Source organism: Micromonospora sp. Llam0 (assembly GCF_003751085.1).
GTDB lineage: Bacteria > Actinomycetota > Actinomycetes > Mycobacteriales > Micromonosporaceae > Micromonospora_E.
The window spans coordinates 2,007,428-2,025,347 of the sequence record NZ_RJJY01000001.1; the positions used below are offsets into that span (position 1 = coordinate 2,007,428).

The window sequence follows — 17,920 nt, forward strand, 5'->3', positions numbered from 1 at the left end:
TGTCCGGAATCGGCACGTCGGCGACGGTCTCGGCGAGGATGGTGCGGTGGCAGGCGCGGATCGACGTGGCCTCGGTCAGGTGTTCAACGAGGTGCCGGAGCTGTACGACAGGGTCCGGCCGGGGTACCCCGACGCGTTGTTCGCCGACCTCGTCACCATCACCGGCATACGTGAGAGGTCGCCTGTGCTTGAGGTGGGCTGCGGTACCGGTCAGGCGACCCGTTCGCTGGCGGCGCTCGGGTGTTCGGTGACCGCCATCGAGCCGGGCGCGGGTATGGCCGCGCTTGCCCGCCGACGGCTCGCCACCTTCGGCAACGTCACCGTCGAGTCGTCGACGTTCGAAGAGTGGGACGACCGCGGTCGACGCTTCGACCTCCTCGTGGCAGCTTCAGCGTGGCACTGGGTCGATCCTGCGATCGGCTGGCGGCGAGCACGCGAGGTGCTCCACCCCGGGGGCTGGATGGCGGTGCTCGGCCACGTCGTCATCCGCCGGCCCGGCGAGCCGGAGGCGTACGCGGAGACCGCCGATCTCCACGAACTGTTCTCCCCCGGGAATCCCGACTGGGGCCGTCCGCCGCTTGAGGGCGACGTGCGCAGCACCGACGAGGGCTGGGGACTGGTCGACGATCCTGGCGGCCGGTTCGGCCCCACGATCGTGCGCTGGTACCCCACCGTTCAGTGGTTCGACGGCGACGGGTTTGCCGACCTCCTGCGCTCGCAGTCGCCGTACCGCAGGCTCGATCACGACGTCCGCGAGCCGCTGCTCGACGCCATCGCCGAGCGCATCCGCACCCGCATGAGCGACCGAGCGGCACGCCGGTACCTGAGTGTCCTGCGTATCGGTCAGCGCGCGGACTGATTTCAACGGTGATCCGGGCGTGCCGCCGGGATCCGCGCCGCGTCGGCTGCGAGGTCGGCGAGCCGGTACGGATGCGGGGTGATCACTGCGGTGCGTTCTCCGACGCCGACGCCAGCAGCTGCGTCAGCCGGTCCAGGCCGGCTCTGATCAGCCGGGCGTACTCGTCGTCGCCCAGGGCGTCGATGCCCGCCTGCGCGTGCCGCAGGTGTTCCCGGGCCCGGTCGAGGTCACCGAGCTTGCGGTGACACTCGCCGAGGTTGAGGTGCAGCGACGGGTACAGGCCGGCCACCGGCAGGGCCACCCCGGCCTGCGCCACCCGGGTGTCGGTGAGCAGGTCGGCCGCGGCCAGGGCCCGCTGGTCCCAGAGCAGCTCCTGGTGCACGTCGTCCTGCACGTCGGCCATCGCGTGGGCGAGGACGCAGACGTGCAGCGGATCCCCGTCCTGTCCGCCGATCTCGTCCCAGATCCGGGTGAACAGGTCACGGGCGGCGTCCCGTTGGCCACGCTGGTGGTGCAGCTGCACCCCGTCGTTGATGCGGGCGAGCGTGGCGTCGACGGTCATCGGTCGCTCCCGGCAAGAGGTACGTGTCGCGGCGACACCGATCGTAGTCGGTCGGCCGGACCCGGCCGGTCGACCGTCGCGCGGCGGCCCGGGGCGGCGGCGAGCGTAAGCACCGTGGCCAGTGCGGCGGCGGCGTCGAGCAGGGCCCGGGACCGGGTGGTGAGGTCGGCGTCGCGGACCGCCAACGCGGCGGTGACGTCGGCCGACCGGCCGGCGGCGCGCAGTCGCGGCATCAGGGCCCGCAGCGGTGCGACCCGGAAGCCGGCCTGACGTAGCTGGTGCACGACGCGGGCGTCGCGGACCTGGGCCGGGGTGTAACGGCGCGGACCGCCCGGTCGGTCGCGGCCGGGCACGACGAGACCCTCGGCGTGCCAGTGCCGCAGGGTCGACGGGCGTACGCCGAGAGCAGCGGCCAGCTCGGAGATGCTCATCGCGTCGCAGTCGCGTACGTCGTCGAGGGGTTCGGCGGTGATGGCCCGGGCGGCCAGCTGGGCCTGTCGCAGGTCGGCGCGTTCGGTGTGCAGCCGGGCGTGGGCCGCGTCGAGCAGGGCGAGCATCCCGTCGGCTGGGCGGCGGTGGGCGGCCCGGACGATCCTGCGGGCCGCCCACCGCCGTGGCCAGGGCACGGTAGGCCAGCGCCGACTGCAGGTGCAGTTCCCCGAACACCCGGTGGCCGGTGGCGGTACGGGCCGCCGGCGGCAGGACGCCGTCGCGTTCCAGGTTGCGGATCTGCTGAACGCCGTACCCGGCCCGCCGGGCGACGTCGACCGTGCGCATTCGCAGCGAGTGGAGACCTTCCGCCTCGTCCACCTGCTGTCGTGACCGTGAAGTCTCCATAAGCACTGCAATGTAACGCTTGAGGTATGACCCAGGACGAGATCATCGCGTTCGTCGCCGGTCTCGGCGACGTACTGACCCTCAGACCGGCGTCCGGCGACGGCACGCCGCCGATCAGCTGGGGCGACACGTTCTTCTACGTCTCGCCCGACGGCACGGTCCCGACCAGGCGGCAGCCGTTCGCGACGATCGTGACCAAGGACTACCCGGGCGACGCGACGTCGCGCCTGGACCGGCCAGGGGTGTTCCGGCTCAACGTCGCCGTCGGACGCGACGATTTCCTGCGGCACGCCGGGCACGAGCCTCGCGGGGCCGCCCCGGCCGGGGTCGATCCCGCCGCCGCCGACATCCTGTTCGCCCATCCCGTGTACGGGGCCGGCGGCTGGCTGGCGGTGGTCGACCCCGGTCCGCGCACCGACGCCGTGGTGCGTGATCTGCTGCGCGCGGCACACCGACACGCCGGCGCACACCACCGACGACAAGCCGGCAGGAGTTAGCGGGTGGGCGCGCGCCCACCCGCTGTCACCGTGGTGTGCCCGGTCGGGGGACGTGGTTGACGAACACGACGCCGTCGACCGTGTCGAGCCGTGCCGGGTCCAGCGGGAAGTAGGCGAAGTCCGGGCTGACCCGTGGGACGGCTCCGGTGAGGGTCCGGGTCAGTCGGCGGGTCTCGACGAGGCAGGTGTCCCACGGCAGGGCGGCCAGGACACCTTCGACGGTGTCCGGCGGTGGGGTGTCGTCGCCGAGGGTGCCGAGGGCGGAGGCCAGGTAGGCGTACCGGTCGCCGAGGCGGGCCGCGGTGATCGCGCCCGCACTCCACATTCGCAGCTGCTGGTCGCCGAACGACATGACGCTGCGGTTGCGCTGCAGGTGCAGGTTGTGGGCGAAGACTAGGGCGGGGCCGTGGTCGGCGACGGCCCGTAGGTTGGCGGCCATCATCGCGTCCCGCAGCGCCGACAGCCGGGCGATCCGGGTCGGGGACGGGTCGGCCATCGCGTGGTGGTAGCGGAGCAGACCGACGGCGGTACGCCCGTACAGTTCCGCCCGTTCGCGGTCGGTGGCGTCCAGCTGCGGTGCCTGGGTGTCGAGCAGCGCCAGCAGGTCGTCGGTGATCAGCCGGAGCTGTTGGGCGTCGGTGGACCGGCCGATCGACCGGGACGGGTCGGTGACGGTGGCCGGGTCGGACCAGCGGTCGTCCGGGCCGAGCAGTGTGTCGAGAGTGTCCCGGGTGCCCGGTGGCGGGCCGTCGAGCAGGTCGTGCAGGCCGGTGAGTGCCTGGCGTGGGCTGGCCGCCCAGTACTCCAGGGGGCCGTCGAAGCCGTGGAACCGTAGTTTGTCGTCGTGGTCGTCGTTGTAGGCCCGCATCCAGCTGACGAGGTCGCGGTTGGCCGGTGAGGTGCCGAACTGGTGGCTGAAGCCGTGACGCATGACGTCGTCGAGGGTGCCGGTGCCCGTCGTGACGTACTCGTCGACGACGAGGCCCATCAGGCAGTCGCTTTCGACGGCGATCGACCGGTAGCCCTCGTGGGTGACGAGGTGCCGGAAGATCTCGTTGCGCAGCTGGCCGAGTTCCGCCACGAAGTGCCGGGCCTCGCCGAGGCCGAGCAGCAGGGGTCGGGCGGGCAGCGACCGCAGGAATGCCGAGATGCCCGCGCCGTCGGCGGGTCGGGCGGTGTCCGTGATATCCATTCCTTCAACGGTATCGTTGAAACAACGGTGTAAGGTTTGTATGCGTTCGGTGCTGTGGACGCCTCGTCAACTTTCAAACCGTGGGGTAGCTGTGCGGCCGGTGGACCTGGCGCGGGAACATGGCCTGTCCCCTCAGGCGGTGCGCAACTACGAGCAGGCCGGTGTCCTGCCGGCGGCCACGCGGACCGCCGCGGGTTACCGGGTCTACACGCCGGTGCATGCGCAGGCGCTGCGGGCGTTCGTCGCGCTGGTGGCCGGGCACGGTCACGCCACGGCGACGTCGATCATGCGGGCGGTGAACCGGGGTGCGGTCGACGACGCGCTGCGGCTCGTCGACGACAGTCACTGCCAGTTGGTCGAGGACCGGCGTACCGTGCAGGCGGTCGAGGTCGCGCTGCGTGATCTGGCGCCGGTCGCGCCCGAGCGTGGCGGGATGTTCATCGGCCCGTTGGCGGCGCGGCTCGGTCTGCGCCCGGCCACCCTGCGCGCGTGGGAGGCCGCCGGTCTGGTCCGGCCAGGCCGGGACCGACGGACCGGCTACCGGGTCTACGACGCGGCCGACGTGCGGGACGTGATGCTGGTCCACCAGTTGCGCCGGGGTGGCCATCTGCTGGCGCAGATCGCGCCGTTGATCACGCAGGTCCGTTCGGCCGGTGGCGTCGCCCCGCTGGAGTCGACGCTGCGTGTCTGGCGGGACCGGCTGTCCGCGCGGGGCCGGGCGATGCTCGCCGGTGCCGCCGAACTGGACGCCTATCTGCGTGTCCGGGCGGCGGCGTCAGCCGGGTCGGCGGCGGGTGGGCCGGACTGATTCTCGGTGGCCGGGGTCGCCCGGTGCGGGTCAGACTCGTCGCGTGTCGATGTTCGACGATCTGATCGCCGAGGCTTCGGCGGTGCCGGTGGCGGGCTGGGATTTCTCCTGGTTCGCTGGCCGGGCCACCGAGCAGCGGCCGTCCTGGGGGTACGCGCGGCTGCTGGGCCGTCAGATGGCCGGTGCCCGGCGGGCGGTGGATTTGCAGACCGGTGGCGGCGAGGTGCTGGCTGGCGTCGCGTCGGTGCCGCCGCTGCTGGTGGCGACGGAGGGCTGGCCGCCGAACGTGGCCGTTGCGCGGCGGCGGCTGGCGCCGCTGGGTGTGCATGTCGTGCGCGCCGCGCAGGACGGCGGGCTGCCGTTGCGGTCCGCCTGTTTCGACCTGGTGGTGAGCCGGCATCCGACGGTGGTGGGCTGGTCCGAGGTGGCGCGGGTGCTGGCGTCGGGCGGTTCGTACCTGTCTCAGCAGATCGGCCCGGACTCGGTCGGTGAGCTGCGGGCGGCGTTGGGGGTGTCGGTGCCGCCGCGTGCCGATCAGCGTCCGGACCGGGTGCGGGAGGCGGCGACGGCGGCCGGTCTGGACGTGGTGGACCTGCGGATGGAGTCGCTGCGGGTGGAGTTCTTCGACATCGCCGCGGTGGTCGTGTTCCTGCGGAAGGTGGTGTGGACGGTGCCGGGTTTCACCGTGGACCGCTACCGGGACCGGTTGGCGGCGCTGCACCGCAGGATCCGCGCCGAGGGGGTGTTCGTGGCGTACTCGCGTCGGGTGCTGGTGCGGGCGTACCGGCGGTGACGCTGGTACGCCCGGGAGCGGGCATTCCGCATCTCGCCAGCCAGACCGACCTCACCTAACCCCTATATACCCCCATGGGGGTTAGGTGAGGTACGCTCGTCGGGTCCGACCCTGCACCGAGGAGGCGAAAGCCGTGCCGAAGATCAACGTTTATCTGCCGGACGACCTCGCGGATGCGGTCCGCGACACCGGCATCGCGGTGTCGGCGGTGTGTCAGCGGGCACTGGAACAGGCCGTCCGACGGGTCACCGCGATCCGGGCGACGAACCTGGCCGATCTGGACGCCGACCAGTTGGCGGCGCAGCTGCCCCACCTGACCGCCCGTACCCGTGACGTACTGCTTCGGGCCCGGACACAGGCGCGCTCCGCCCACGCCGCCGAGGTCGGCACCCGGCACCTGCTGGCCGCGCTGCTCGACGAGGGTGACAACCTCGGTGTCCGGGTGCTGCAGACGATCGAGGTGCTGTCGGCCCAGGTCACGGCCCGGTTGGCCGCCGTGGTCACGATGAGCGAGTCGGCCCCGACGAGTGCCCCGGTGCCGACCCTGCGGTTCACCGGCACCGGGGCGAGCGCGCTCGAGTTGGCCGTCACCGAGGCCACTGCGCTCGGGCACAACTACGTCGGCTGTGAGCATCTGCTGCTCGGGCTGGTCGCCGAGCCGGACGGCACCGCCGGGCGGGTGCTGCGTGAATCCGGTGTCGAGCTGCGGGCGACCCGGCGCGCGGTGGTGGCGGCCCTCGCCGGGTACGCGCACCTGCGTGCCCAGGCGGCGACCACGTCCGACGGCGGCGTGACCGCGCCGGCCGGGACGGATCCGCTCGCTGCGGTCGCGGCCCTGGTCCGCCGTGAGCTGGCGCCGGTCACCCGGCGACTGGAGCAGTTGGAGCGCCGGGTCGGGGCCTCGGCCGAGTAGGACCGGGTCCATCGACGTTCGCGGGCCTGGATGTGCGCGTCGTCGGTGCTAGAACACGGTGACCGGCGTCGGTGCGGGAACGCAACGGAACCGGTTCGGGAAGGCGGTCCGGGACGATGACTGTCCCCGAACAGGTCAAAGGAGGTCTTCCATGCCTGTGCTCACCCTCGACTGCCGGCAGGGCAACGACCGCCGGATCCGGGCGACCCTTCGGGCCGAGCTGACCGCTGTGGTCGCCCGGATCATCGGCTGCCCGCCGGAGGCGGTGACGGTGGTGATCCGCGACTGTGAACCCGGGTACCGCCGCGTGCCGGCCGCGAGTCACACGCCGTTGCCCGACGGGATGCCCAGTTGGTCGAACTCTGCGGCGGCCCGGCCCCGGTAGTCGTCGGCGGCTTCGGTGTCTCCGCCTGCCCGCAGCGTCGCCGACAGGCCTGCGAGAGCCCGGGCCGCCTCGATCCGGTAGCCGACCCCGGTGGCTATGTCGTGGGCCGCGGTGTGCAGATCGGTTGCCGCCGCGTACTTTCCCTGGCCGCGGTACACCCTGCCGAGGATGTTGCGCACCGTGGCCTGCCGCAGGGGGGCGCGGCTGCTGCCGTCGAGTTCCAGGGCCCGTTGCGCGTGCCGCATCGCTGCGGCGTTCTCGCCCAGTCGGTGCCGGACCTGGGCGTACAGGGCGTGCACGCGTGACATCTCCGCGGCCGGCGCGGACTCCGCGTTGAGTTCGAGCACCCGGTCGAGGCAGCTGCCGGCCTGTTCGTCCTGGTCCATCGCGAGGTGGGCGACGGCCAGATCGGTCAGTGCGAGGGCTTCCATGTCCCAGGCACCGATCCGGTGGTTCAGCTCGATGGCGTGGCGGGCCGCCTCGGCCGCCTCCTGGTAGCGGCCGCAGTGTTCGTGCAGGCTGCTGAGGTCGGTCAGCGACTGGGCTTCCGCTCGGTACGCGCCCAGTTCGTGCTTGAGTCCGATGGAACGCCGCAGGTGTGCCCGCGCCTCGTCGTAACGGCCCAGTGTGGCGAGTAGCAGGCCGAGCATTCCGGTGCTCTGCGCTTGCCCTGTTCTGTCGTGGAGGGCCACGGCGAGGTCCAGGCTTTCCTCGGTCGCCGTGAGGCCGTCGTGGAGCCGACCCAGCCGCCAGGCTGCGGCCGCCACATCGGACAGACCGCGCGCCAGCAGTGACTGGTCGTGCAGGGCGCGGGCACACTCGACGCCCAGGGTCGCGATGCGGTGGAACTCCTCGAACCGGCCGCGGTACGGATCCGGTCCAGCGCCCCGGTGAGCCGGTCGGGGGCGGACACCGCCTGGAATCCCGCCGAGTGGCCACTGGGCACGGCCGCGGTCACCCGCAGTTTGAACAGGCCGAAGTAGCCCAGCGTCAGGGCGCCGGAGCCGCTCGGCTCGCCCACCACGACCGCGTCCGCCGGGTAGTGGTCGCGGACGTGGAACGCGCCCCGCGACGAGGACACCTCCTCCTCGACGGCGCCGACGACGCGCAGGCGCCAGCCGTCGGGGACGTCGGTGCTCGCCAGCACGTCCAGGAACGCGGTCAGCGAGGCCTTCGCGTCCACCGTGCCGCGTCCGTGCAGGACCGCCGGGTCGTCGCCGGTCCAGCGCACCGGCCAGGTGAACGGCACGGTGTCGAGATGGCCGAGCAGCAGCAGCGTCCGGGGTCCGTCGCCGCGCTCGGCGACCAGGTTGCCCACCTCGTCGACCCGGGCGGTCAGGCCCCGGTCGCGGCACCAGCCGGCGAGGTAGGCGGCCAGTTCGTGCTCGTCGTGGGAGACCGACGGGATCTGCGCGGCGCGGCTGAGCAGGCGCAGGTCCGCGGCGGGTTCCTCGGTGGCCCAGAAACGGGTCCAGCCGCGGTCGTCGGCCATCGTGTGCGGTCCGGTGATGGCCACGTGGGCGGTTCCGCGCAGCGCCAGTTCCGCGGCGCGCACCTTCTGCCGCATCCGGCCGGTGGCGTACCGGCCGCAGTCGCCGGCGACCGCGTCCCGGACGGTCGAGGTCGGCTCGGCCGGGTCGCTCAACACCCCCGGCGTGCCGGTGACCAGCCGCAGGTGGTCGGCGTCGAGCGCGTTGGCGAGGGTCGCGGCCAGCACGTCGGCGTCGACGTTGAGTTCGGCGCCACCGGCCGCGTCACGGACCGGAGGGCTCAGGCAGACCACGTCGTACGCGTCGAGCAGGGCGGTGAGCCGCGCCGCGTCGACTCCGGACACGGTGCCCGCCCGGTGGTCGTGGACGATCTTGGGTCGGCCGTCGCGAACCACCCGCAGCGGCCGGTTGGCGGTGCCGGTCACCAGCGCGGCGTCGGCGGCTACGCAGGCGTGCGCCGCGAGGCCGTGCGCCGCCAGCCCCGCCTCCACCGCCGGCAGGGTGATCTGCCGGTAGGCGGCGACGATGTGCGGCATCTCCGTCGGCGGGCAGTACCGGACGGTGTCGCCGTTGCCGAGGGTGAGCTGCGGCATGTCCCGGCCCGCCGAACGGTAGTACCGCTCGATGCCTTCGGCCCCGCCGGCCACCATGAGTACCCGGGCGCCGCGCGCCCGGATCGCCGCGATCTCGGCGAAGACGCCGGGGTGCAGCAGGGTGCTGCTGCCGATCTTGATGACGTACAGCGACCGGCGGCTCATGGCGTCACCGCCGTGAACGGCAGGGCCAGGGACTGTTCGAATCCGTACAGCAGGTTCAGCGTCTGCACCGCCTGGCCGGACGCGCCCTTGAGCAGGTTGTCCAGCGCGGCGACCGCGACGTACTCGTCGTCACGGACGCTCACCGCGACCTCCGCGACGTTGCTACCCACCACACTCTTGAGCATCGGGAAGTCTCCCGGGCTCTTCGGCGCGGTGCGTGCCCGCACGAACGGTGTCCGGGCGTACGCCGTGCCGTAGGCCCGTTTGACCTGCAGCGCGGACACGCCGGGACGCAGCCGCCCGTACGCGGTGACCACGATGCCCCGGGCCACGTCGAGGCTGTAGGTGGAGAACCGCAGCCGCGGTGGCTCGCCGGTGACCGCGCCGAGTGCCTGGGCGATCTCCGGTGCGTGCCGATGGCCGTACGGCTTGTGGACCCGGAAGTTGCCGATCCGGTCGGCGGGGTGCTCGCTGGACCGGCTGCCGCTGCCGCTGGCGCCGGTCTTCGCGTCGACGACGACGTCGCCTGCGGTCAGCCCTGCGGCGACCAGCGGCCGCAGTGCGTACAAGGTGGTGACGGCCATGCAGCCGGGCAGGTTGATGAACCGGTCCTCGACCGGCGGTTCGTCGAACTCCGGGACGACGTACCGGAACGGTTCGGTCCACGCCTGCGACTCGGGGTAGTGCGCGGCGGCCTGCCCGGGGTCGGTGAGGCGGAAGTCCCCGGCCAGGTTGATCACCCGCTGGGCCCGTTCGGCGAGCTTGGGCATCTGGGCGGGCAGGGCGCCGCCCGGCAGGCAGCCGAACGCCACGTCGACCTCGTCGACCGCGTCGACGGGCTGGAACCGCAGCCCGGCCGCGCGGGGATGGTTGCGCACCCCGGCCAGCACCGATGTGATCGGTCGGCCGGTGTGCCGTTCGCTGGACAGGTAGGTCAGTTCCACGTGCGGGTGGTCCAGCAGCAGCCGGACCAGTTCGGCGCCGGTGTAACCGCTGGCGCCCAGGACCGCGACCCGCACCGCGCTGCGCTCAGCCAAGACGGGCCGCCTTCTCGTAGGGCCGCCGGTACTCACGCTCGGCGACGAGCTTGCGGATGGCGTCGGGGCGGGCCGCGACCTTGCGGAACGCGTCGGCGTACCGGATCACCCGCTCGTACTCCACCGGCGAGCGCAGCTCCCGGCAGAGCACGACGGTGCTCTCCAGCATCGACACGACGTTCGGGAAGTCGGTCGGTTGGTGGTCGCGGACCGCGTCCGGGTTCAGCGTGAACGGATACCCGTTGCCGAACCCGTCGCGGTGGCGGAACGGCAGGTGGCACGGGATCGGCGTGTTCTGCCACTCGCGGGCCGGGACACCCTCGGCGGTGAGCAGCTCGTGCACCGCCTCCTTGACCGCCCACACGGGCAGGTCGTCGAGGCCGACCACGGCCGGGGCGAGCCCGACGCGGTACATGTTGTAGGCGTGGGTGTGCCCGTCGGGCACGTAGGGGGCGGTGAACAGGCCGGTCTCGCCGAGCGCACCGGCCAGCAGCGCGGCGTTGCGGGCCCGGACCGCGTCGTAGTACGGCAGCCGCTTGAGCTGGCTCGCCCCGAACGCCGCCGCCACCCAGGACATCCGGTAGTCGATGCCGGTGCGCTCCAGGAACTCCGTCGCCCGGGCGTACGCGGCGTCGGAGCCGAAGAACGCGATGCCGCCCTCGCCGCCCAGCGGGAAGTTCTTGTCCGCCATCAGGCTCTGTCCGGCGGCGTCACCGAGCGAACCGCACATCCGCTCGCCGATCCGCGCGGAGTGCGCGTGTGACGCGTCCTCCACCAGGGCCAGGCCGTGCCGCTGGCACACCTGGCGCAGCGCCGCCACGTCGGCGGGCAGCCCGTGCACGTGCACGGGCATGATCGCCCTGGTCCGCCCGGTGACCGCCGCCTCGGCGGCCTGCGGCGACATGCAGTACGTGCGCGGGTCGATGTCGACGAACACGGGTACGGCCTTCGCGGCGACGACGGCCTGCGCGGTGGCGATGAACGTGAACGCCGGCACGATGACCTCGTCGCCGGGCTGCACCCCGGCACCGATCAGCGCCAGGTGCAGGCTGGAGGTACCGCTCGCGGTCGGCAGCGCGTGCCGGGCACCGACGTAGTCGCGGTAGTCGCCGGCGAAGTCCGCGACGACCTTGTCCGGGTCGTTGCGCTGCGCCAGCAGCATGGTGAACACGTCCTCCTTGGTGATCACCGGGAAGACGGTGCGGCGCTGCCCGGACGCGATCATCGCCGGGCCGCCGAACTGGGCGAGTTCAACGTCGACGTCCCGCTCGTCGGGCAGCGGCAGCGGGGCCGACGGGAAGTCAGTGATCATCGCTGGGTACCTCCGGTCACTGCGGGCGTACGGGTGCCGGCCTGCATCAGCGCCATCCGGACACAGGCGGCGACCAGCGGGCTCAGCCGGTAGTTGAACTGGACACCCGGCGCCAGGCCGGGTTCGGCCTCCTGCTGCGTCCACATGGTGCGCAGGTCGAAGGCACCGAAGATCTTCAGCCGCTCGGCGCGGGCCCAGATCCGTTCGTCGTCGGTGAGCATCGCCGCCGCCGGGCCGAAGCCGAGGCCGGTCAGGTCCACGGCCAGCGCCGGCGCGGTGCGGTTGCGCGCGACCGCGGCGAACTCGTCGACGTTGTCCGGGGTCAGGCTGATCAGGTCGAACGCCGGGATCGGACCGTCGCTGGCCCGTACCCCGAGCCAGTCGACGAACGAGGCGGCGGCCGGGTCGAGCCCGGGCAGTACGGCCGCGTCGCCGTGTCCGATGCCCTGCCCGCACAGCGCCGCGTGGACCGCGGCGGTGCGGCTGTTGACCAGGACCGCCCGGGACCGGCCGCTGCGTCTGGTCAGCAGCCGTTCCAGTGCCGGTAGTTCCTTGTCGTTCTTCTCGATGCTCATCACCACGCCGGAGGTCAGCACCCGGGTGAGGACGAGCGCGGTGTCGAACCGTTCCATCGGGTCTTCCTTTCTGCGGCCGCCCGCGTCGGCCCGGCGCGGGCGGCCGCCGCAGTAACGAGATTGAGATCAGGCGGCGAGGGTGAGCCCGGAGCGCGCCACCTGGGTCGCGTACGCCACGCAGTGGCCGGCCACGTCCACGCCGTGGGTGTCGGAGGATCGGGCGAACTCGGGGTTCGCGTTGACCTCCAGCACCACCATCGCGCCGGTGGCACGGTCCTCGATCAGGTCCACGCCGTAGAAGCCGGGGCCCAGCGCGGCGACGACGTCGGCACAGAGCCGGCCGATCTCCGCGCAGATCTCCACGCGTTCCACCTGGGCTCCCAGGTGGGTGTTGGTACGCCAGTGTTCGCTGCGCCGCCGGAACGCGACGACCGGACGCTCACCCACGACGATGACGCGCAGGTCGTGGCCGGGCTTGTCGACGTACCGCTGTACCAGCACGGGGAACAGCTTGCCGGCCGCGTCGGCGGACTCCCGGCCGCCGGTCCACGCCTCCAGCTCGCCCTGGTCGCACAGCCGGACGACGCCCCGGCCCCAGGACCCGGACGGTGGTTTCACCACCACCGGCCAGCCGAGTTCCGCCACGGCCTGGCGCACCTGGTCGTGGGTGAACGCGTGCCGGGTCGTCGGATGCCCGATGCCGTGCCGATCGAACAGCAGCGCCTGCAGGCCCTTGTCGCCGCAGACCTCGATCGCCGAGGCGCTGTTGACGGTGGTGATCCCGGCCCGCTCCAGACGCCGGGCGATGCTCAGCGCCTCGCGGTGCGACAGGTTCCTGATCAGCGCGACCCGGGGCGGCTCCTCGCAGCCGGAAAGCACCTCGCCGATGTCGGGTGGCAGTGCCGGGCGGGCGGACAGGCCCTGCGCGCGCAGGGCGCCCAGGAGCCGCCGTTCCTCCGGGCGCAGCACCGTCACCGACAGCAGGACGTCGGTAGGCGCGCCGCTCATTCGCCCCAGTCCTCCTCCACCTCCGGTGCGATGCAGACCTCGTACACGCCGTCGGCCGCCGCCGTCAGTTCGTGCTCCTGGCCGCATGCCGAGCACTCGATGATTTCGCCCTTCTCGGCGTCGCCGTCGATGGTGAGCGGGCTGTCGCAGACGAGGCAGACCACAGCTTTGTCGGCGATAACCGGCATGACCTTCTTCCTTTCTGTCCTCGGTCGATGGCTGCTTCCGGGGCGGGCCGTTTCCCGGCTCCCGGGCATCTCCAAGGTAAGAAGGCCGGGTCCGACGGCGCACTACGGAACCACGAAGCGACTCAATTGACGGGTGGGTTCCGCCGGCTCCCGCCCGGGGGCGCCGGTCAGTCCAGCAGCGCGGCCGTCCAGTCCGCTGCCCGGTCGCCGATGTGCTCGGCGTCGCGGCGCCAGGTCTCGCCGTGGCCGTCGTCCCACAGCCGGGTCCATGGCAGCACGCCGGCGGCCGACTGCTCGGCGAGGAAGTCGTGCATCGACCGGGCCCGGCGGGCCAGCAGCGGGACGAGGTCACGGCGCTGGCGTTCGTCGAGGCGGTACGCGTCGACGAGGGTCCGTAGCCGGCGGGCGGCGTCGGGGCGCTGCCAGGCGGGGTCGGCGGTCAGCGGCACGAACGCCTTGGCCGCGTAGGCGAGGTCCCACAGCCGGGTGCCCGGCGCGGCGGTGTCCCAGTCGATGAAGGCCCAGCGGTCACCGACGACCAGGTTCCAGGGCGCGAGGTCGTGGTGGACGACCAGATCGGTGCCGTCGGGTGGGATGAGCCGCCGCCAGACGGCACCCGGTGGTGGGGTGAAGCTGGCGGCCGCGTCGTGCAGGTCGCGTACGAGCCGGCCGACCCGGCGCAGGGCCGCGTCCGGGCCGAGCAGGTCGAACCGGTCCGGCCAGGGGACCGTTCCGGGCAGGTAGGTCAGCACCTCGCGGCCGGCGGCGTCGACGCCGAGCGGTCGGGGTGCGCCGCCGAACCCGACGTCGTGCAGGTGGGCGAGGAAGGCGTACACAGCGGGGGTCCACGCGCCGGCGGGTCGGCGGACCGTGTCGCCGACCCGGACGACGGCGTCGGCGACGTTGCCGCCGGTTAGCGGCTGTTCCGGTGGGCTGTCGGCGGGGGTGGGCACGGCGGTGATCCTGCCGGACGCCAGCGGGTCCGGACGACCGGTTTGTCCCGCGTACGGGACGACTTGACGCCCTCAAGGTTGCGCGCTATAGCTATAAGTAAGTTGAGTCTGCGGGGCTCAACTTGAGGTAGCGAGAAGCCCGCACCCGTGAGGAGGTCCGACAATGTTGATGCGCACCGACCCGTTCCGGGAGATCGACCGGATCGCCGAGCAGTTCTTCGGCACCACCACCCGTCCGGCCGTCATGCACCTGGACGCCTACCGCGACGGCGACTGGTTCTACGCCGCGTTCGACCTGCCCGGCGTCGACCCGGACAGCATCGAGTGCACCGTGGAACGCAACGTCCTGACGGTGCGCGCCCAGCGCCACCGCCCCACCGGCGACAAGGTCGAACTCGTCGCCGCCGAGCGGCCGATGGGCACGTTCACCCGGCAGCTGTTCCTCGGTGACACCCTCGACACCGACAAGCTGGAGGCCGGCTACGAGGCCGGCGTGCTGACCCTGCGGATCCCGGTGGCGGAGCGCGCCAAGCCGCGCCGGGTCTCGATCAGCGTCGGCGACGACGGCCGCCGGCAGCTCAGCAGCTGAAACCCACACCGCCTGTCCCCGTCCGGAGCCGGAGCGCACCGGGCGGGGACTCGTCGTGTCCGGCGGGGGACAAGCCGGCAAACGCCTCGCGCGGGTGTCGCCGGCCGGGCATCCTGGGCAGATGATCGACCCCCGGTTGACCGGGCACGTCGCGATCGTGACCGGCGCGAACCAGGGCATCGGCGCGGCGATCGCGCTCGCCCTGGCCACCCAGGGCGCCGCGGTGCTCGCCGCGTACCTGCGGATGGACCCGTCCCCCTACGCCGACGATCCGTCGTTCCCCGCCCAGTACGGGCGGGTCCGCGCCCAGGACGCCCGCAGCGTCGTCGACCGGATCGTCGCTGCCGGCGGCAAGGCGGTGGCCGTGGAGGCGGACCTGGCGGACCCGGCTACCCCGGCCCGGCTGTTCGACGAGGCGGCGGCCTCGTTCGGTCCGGTCGACATCCTGGTCAACAACGCCAGCGGCTGGCTCAGCGACACGTTCCGGCCGGACAGCCGGGACCGGTTCGGCCGGCCGTTGACCCACGTCGACGCCGGCACCTTCGACCGCCAGTTCGCCGTCGACGCCCGCGCCCCGGCGCTGCTGATCGCCGAGTTCGCCCGCCGGCACCTGGCCCGCAAGGCCAGCTGGGGGCGGATCGTCGGGTTGACCTCCGGCGGCCCGCACGGCTTCCCCGAGGAGGTGTCGTACGGGGCGGCCAAGGCCGCGCAGGAGAACTACACCATGTCGGCCGCCGCCGAGCTCGCCCCGTACGGGGTCACCGCCAACGTGGTGCAGCCGCCGGTCACCGACACCGGCTGGGTGACGCCGGAGGTGGAGAAGCAGCTCACCGGTTCGAGTCCGCTGAGTCGCATCGCCCGCCCGGAGGACGTCGCCGAGGTCGTCACCCTGCTCGCCTCGCACCAGGCCCGTTACGTGACCGGCCAGATCGTCCGGATGTCCTGACCGGGTGGTACCCGCGCGGCGCGGCCGCCGCCGTCCGGGGTCACGTACAGCGCGGAAAGATCACGTACGGCGTTTCGGCGTCGTCGGCGGCACCGGCTTTGGCATCCTGCTGCGATGCGTCACCCCACCACCCCCGGTCTCGTCCCCCGGCCGGTCGACCGCGGCCTGACCGCCGCCACCGCCCCGGTCGACTTCACCGAGGCGTGGCTGCGTAACCGGCGGCTCTCCGAGCACACCCGGGCCGCCTACCGTCGGGACGTGACCGGCTGGCTGTCGTGGTGCGCCGCCACCGGGCTCGACCCGCTGCAGGCGTCGTTCCTGGACGTCAACGCGTACGCCCGGGCGTTGGAGGCCACCGTCGACCAGCGCAGCGGACGGCTGCTGACCCCGGCGACGGTGGCCCGGAAACTGTCCGCCATGTCCAGCTGGTACGCGTTCCTGGTGCGGCTGCGGGCGGTGCCGGCCAACCCGGTGACCGACGCGGACCGGCCGCGGATCGACCGGGACCATTCGGCGACTGTCGGGTTGAGCCCCGACCAGGTCGACGCGTTGTTCGCGGCCGCCCGCGCCGACACCGGGGCGAGCGGTGCGCGCAACCTCGCCGTGCTGGCGCTGCTGGCCGATCTGGGGCTGCGCGTCGGTGAACTGGTCAGCCTCGACGTCGCCGACGTCGGCGACGAGCGGGGGCACCGCAGTGTCCGGTTCGTCGGCAAGGGCGGCCGGTCCCGCCGCCGGGCGCTCGCGCCGGACACGGCTGCGGCGCTCGACGCGTACCTGGCTGTCCGGGCCCGGGCCGCCGGTGTCGCGGCCGACGCGCTCGACGGCCCGCTGCTGGCCACCGCCAGCGGCGCCCGGCTGGACCGGCACGCGGTGTTCCGGCTGGTCCGGCGGCTGGCCCGGGCCGCCGGTCTGCCGGCGTGGGACCGGCTGTCGCCGCACTCGCTGCGGCACGCGTTCGCCACCACCGCCCGCGCCGAAGGGGTGCCGCTGGAGGACGTGCAGGACGCGATGGGGCACGCCGATCCGCGGACCACCCGCCGGTACGACCGGGACCGGTACAACCTGGACCGGGATCCGGCGTACCGGATCGCGGCCGCGCGGGCCGCCCGCGCCGCCGCGTCCAGTTGAGCGTCTCACCGGATCCGGCAGGTCACCGTTGTCGCTGCTGGTCGTCGTGGCCGCGCAGCGAACCGGCGTGGGCGCGGGCGGTCGGGTCGCGGTGGACCTTGACCAGGCTGGCGACGACGGTGACGGTGAGGATCACCAGGATCAGCCCCAGCGACACCGGGGTCTGCACCTCGGGGACCCGGTCGTCGAGGGTGTGGCCCCAGTGCAGCACCAGTTTGACGCCGATCAGCGCCAGCACCAGCGCCAGCCCGGTGGACAGGTAGACCAGCCGGTCCAGCAGGCCTTTCACCAGGAAAAACAGTGCCCGCAGCCCGATCAGGGCGAAGGCGTTGGCGACGAAGACGATGTACGGCTGCTGGGTGACACCGAACACGGCGGGGATCGAGTCGAGGGCGAACAGCAGGTCGGTGCTGCCGATCGCGATCAGCACGATGAACAGTGGGGTGACGACACGGCGACCGTCGAGGCGGGTGACGAGCCGCCCGTCGACGTAGTCCGGTGTCACCGGCAGCACCCGCCGGGTGGCGCGGACCAGCACGTTGTCGTCGACCTGCGGGTCCTCGTTGCGGTGCCGGAACAGCTGCACGGCGGTGAAGATCAGCAGCAGGCCGAAGACCAGGAACATGAAGGAGAACAGGTTCAGCAGGGTGGCGCCGGCGGCGATGAAGATCGCCCGCAGGACCAGCGCGGCGATGATGCCGAAGGTGAGCACCTTGTGCTGATGTTCCTCGGGAACGGCGAAGGTGCTGATGATGATGACGAAGACGAACAGGTTGTCGACGGACAGGCTCTTCTCCACCAGGTAGCCGGCGAAGTACTCGGTGCCGTAGTCGCCGCCGGCCCAGGCCATGAACACCAGGCCGAACACGACGGCGACCGCGACGTAGAACACCGACCAGGCGACCGCCTCATTGAACCCGACGGCGTGCGGTCGGATCGCCGCGACCGCCAGGTCGAGGGCGAGCAGCGCGATGATGACGACGAGCGTGACGGCCCACACGCCCGGGCCGATCTCCAGCGAACCCATGTCAGAGATCGTGCACCTGTCGGCGGCGTCGCGCGCGCCGACACACGGCATTGGTGGACGATC

Annotated in this window: 20 protein-coding genes and 2 pseudogenes; 9 read left to right on the top strand and 13 right to left on the bottom strand. The window is 72.6% G+C overall.

Annotated elements, in window-relative coordinates; all coding sequences use genetic code 11:
* The first annotated feature begins 136 nt into the window (after positions 1-136).
* Positions 137-859 carry a bifunctional 2-polyprenyl-6-hydroxyphenol methylase/3-demethylubiquinol 3-O-methyltransferase UbiG gene (locus tag EDC02_RS09015; protein WP_199757554.1) on the top strand — a complete coding sequence of 241 codons (723 nt, stop codon included), beginning with the start codon at positions 137-139 and terminating at the stop codon, positions 857-859.
* Between the two features lie 82 nt (positions 860-941).
* Here the strand turns inward: EDC02_RS09015 and EDC02_RS09020 are convergent, their stop codons facing one another.
* The 3 genes and pseudogenes from EDC02_RS09020 to EDC02_RS42760 all read right to left on the bottom strand — a co-directional run.
* Entirely contained in the window at positions 942-1,421 is a 480-nt protein-coding gene (locus EDC02_RS09020) for a hypothetical protein (RefSeq protein WP_123601550.1), read from the bottom strand.
* Positions 1,418-2,047 (bottom strand): MerR family transcriptional regulator, encoded by a 630-nt coding sequence (locus EDC02_RS09025; protein WP_233605814.1) that lies wholly within the window; start codon positions 2,045-2,047, stop codon positions 1,418-1,420. The genes EDC02_RS09020 and EDC02_RS09025 overlap by 4 nt, the downstream gene beginning before the upstream one ends.
* 52 nt (positions 2,048-2,099) lie before the next feature.
* Positions 2,100-2,258: pseudogene (locus EDC02_RS42760) on the bottom strand (MerR family transcriptional regulator); the annotation flags it as partial.
* 26 nt (positions 2,259-2,284) lie between these two features.
* On the opposite strand from EDC02_RS42760, the gene EDC02_RS09030 reads away from it, so the two are divergent.
* Entirely contained in the window at positions 2,285-2,755 is a 471-nt protein-coding gene (locus EDC02_RS09030) for a DUF6194 family protein (RefSeq protein WP_123601551.1), read from the top strand.
* A gap of 25 nt (positions 2,756-2,780) precedes the next feature.
* Here the strand turns inward: EDC02_RS09030 and EDC02_RS09035 are convergent, their stop codons facing one another.
* Positions 2,781-3,947 carry an erythromycin esterase family protein gene (locus EDC02_RS09035; protein ID WP_123601552.1) on the bottom strand — a complete coding sequence of 389 codons (1,167 nt, stop codon included), beginning with the start codon at positions 3,945-3,947 and terminating at the stop codon, positions 2,781-2,783.
* Positions 3,948-4,038: 91 nt separating this feature from the next.
* Between EDC02_RS09035 and EDC02_RS09040 the strand changes: the two genes are divergently transcribed.
* The 4 genes from EDC02_RS09040 to EDC02_RS09055 all read left to right on the top strand — a co-directional run bounded on the left by EDC02_RS09040 (position 4,039) and on the right by EDC02_RS09055 (position 6,846).
* Positions 4,039-4,755, top strand: a complete 717-nt coding sequence (locus tag EDC02_RS09040; RefSeq protein ID WP_233605816.1) for a TioE family transcriptional regulator — start codon at positions 4,039-4,041, stop codon at positions 4,753-4,755.
* A gap of 49 nt (positions 4,756-4,804) precedes the next feature.
* Positions 4,805-5,548, top strand: a complete 744-nt coding sequence (locus EDC02_RS09045) for a methyltransferase domain-containing protein (RefSeq protein ID WP_123604642.1) — start codon at positions 4,805-4,807, stop codon at positions 5,546-5,548.
* 133 nt (positions 5,549-5,681) lie between these two features.
* Positions 5,682-6,461 carry a Clp protease N-terminal domain-containing protein gene (locus EDC02_RS09050; RefSeq protein WP_123601553.1) on the top strand — a complete coding sequence of 260 codons (780 nt, stop codon included), beginning with the start codon at positions 5,682-5,684 and terminating at the stop codon, positions 6,459-6,461.
* A 151-nt stretch (positions 6,462-6,612) separates the two neighbouring features.
* Entirely contained in the window at positions 6,613-6,846 is a 234-nt protein-coding gene (locus tag EDC02_RS09055) for a tautomerase family protein (protein ID WP_123601554.1), read from the top strand.
* Here EDC02_RS09055 and EDC02_RS40120 read toward each other — a convergent pair.
* From EDC02_RS40120 to EDC02_RS09100, 8 genes and pseudogenes are all read right to left on the bottom strand, one after another.
* Positions 6,783-7,613, bottom strand: coding sequence for a tetratricopeptide repeat protein (locus tag EDC02_RS40120; RefSeq protein WP_158632103.1), 831 nt, complete (start codon positions 7,611-7,613; stop codon positions 6,783-6,785). The two genes, EDC02_RS09055 and EDC02_RS40120, sit on opposite strands and share 64 nt — an antisense overlap.
* Before the next feature lie 194 nt (positions 7,614-7,807).
* Positions 7,808-9,094: pseudogene (locus EDC02_RS09070) on the bottom strand (M20/M25/M40 family metallo-hydrolase); the annotation flags it as partial.
* A complete protein-coding gene (gene argC / locus EDC02_RS09075; protein ID WP_123601556.1) occupies positions 9,091-10,131 on the bottom strand; it encodes an N-acetyl-gamma-glutamyl-phosphate reductase in 1,041 nt (346 codons plus the stop codon). The pseudogene EDC02_RS09070 and the gene argC, both read right to left, overlap by 4 nt.
* Positions 10,124-11,443, bottom strand: a complete 1,320-nt coding sequence (locus tag EDC02_RS09080; protein WP_123601557.1) for a DegT/DnrJ/EryC1/StrS family aminotransferase — start codon at positions 11,441-11,443, stop codon at positions 10,124-10,126. The genes argC and EDC02_RS09080 overlap by 8 nt, the downstream gene beginning before the upstream one ends.
* The gene (locus tag EDC02_RS09085; protein ID WP_123601558.1) at positions 11,440-12,075 is read right to left on the bottom strand and encodes a DegT/DnrJ/EryC1/StrS family aminotransferase; all 636 of its coding nucleotides are present in this window, start codon (positions 12,073-12,075) and stop codon (positions 11,440-11,442) included. Before EDC02_RS09085 ends, EDC02_RS09080 begins: the two co-directional genes overlap by 4 nt.
* Before the next feature lie 69 nt (positions 12,076-12,144).
* The gene (locus tag EDC02_RS09090) at positions 12,145-13,026 is read right to left on the bottom strand and encodes a RimK family alpha-L-glutamate ligase (RefSeq protein WP_123601559.1); all 882 of its coding nucleotides are present in this window, start codon (positions 13,024-13,026) and stop codon (positions 12,145-12,147) included.
* On the bottom strand, positions 13,023-13,214 hold the full coding sequence (locus EDC02_RS09095; protein ID WP_123601560.1) for a lysine biosynthesis protein LysW: 192 nt from the start codon (positions 13,212-13,214) through the stop codon (positions 13,023-13,025). Before EDC02_RS09095 ends, EDC02_RS09090 begins: the two co-directional genes overlap by 4 nt.
* A gap of 167 nt (positions 13,215-13,381) precedes the next feature.
* Positions 13,382-14,167, bottom strand: coding sequence for an aminoglycoside phosphotransferase family protein (locus tag EDC02_RS09100; RefSeq protein ID WP_199757557.1), 786 nt, complete (start codon positions 14,165-14,167; stop codon positions 13,382-13,384).
* A 163-nt stretch (positions 14,168-14,330) separates the two neighbouring features.
* Between EDC02_RS09100 and EDC02_RS09105 the strand changes: the two genes are divergently transcribed.
* The 3 genes from EDC02_RS09105 to EDC02_RS09115 all read left to right on the top strand — a co-directional run bounded on the left by EDC02_RS09105 (position 14,331) and on the right by EDC02_RS09115 (position 16,830).
* Complete coding sequence (locus EDC02_RS09105) at positions 14,331-14,756, top strand: Hsp20/alpha crystallin family protein (RefSeq protein WP_123601561.1); 426 nt, start codon at positions 14,331-14,333, stop codon at positions 14,754-14,756.
* 121 nt (positions 14,757-14,877) lie between these two features.
* A complete protein-coding gene (locus EDC02_RS09110; protein ID WP_123601562.1) occupies positions 14,878-15,702 on the top strand; it encodes an SDR family NAD(P)-dependent oxidoreductase in 825 nt (274 codons plus the stop codon).
* 114 nt (positions 15,703-15,816) lie between these two features.
* Positions 15,817-16,830, top strand: a complete 1,014-nt coding sequence (locus EDC02_RS09115; RefSeq protein WP_123601563.1) for a tyrosine-type recombinase/integrase — start codon at positions 15,817-15,819, stop codon at positions 16,828-16,830.
* Between the two features lie 22 nt (positions 16,831-16,852).
* Here EDC02_RS09115 and EDC02_RS09120 read toward each other — a convergent pair whose 3' ends face one another.
* On the bottom strand, positions 16,853-17,857 hold the full coding sequence (locus tag EDC02_RS09120) for a TerC/Alx family metal homeostasis membrane protein (protein WP_123601564.1): 1,005 nt from the start codon (positions 17,855-17,857) through the stop codon (positions 16,853-16,855).
* Positions 17,858-17,920 lie beyond the last annotated feature (63 nt).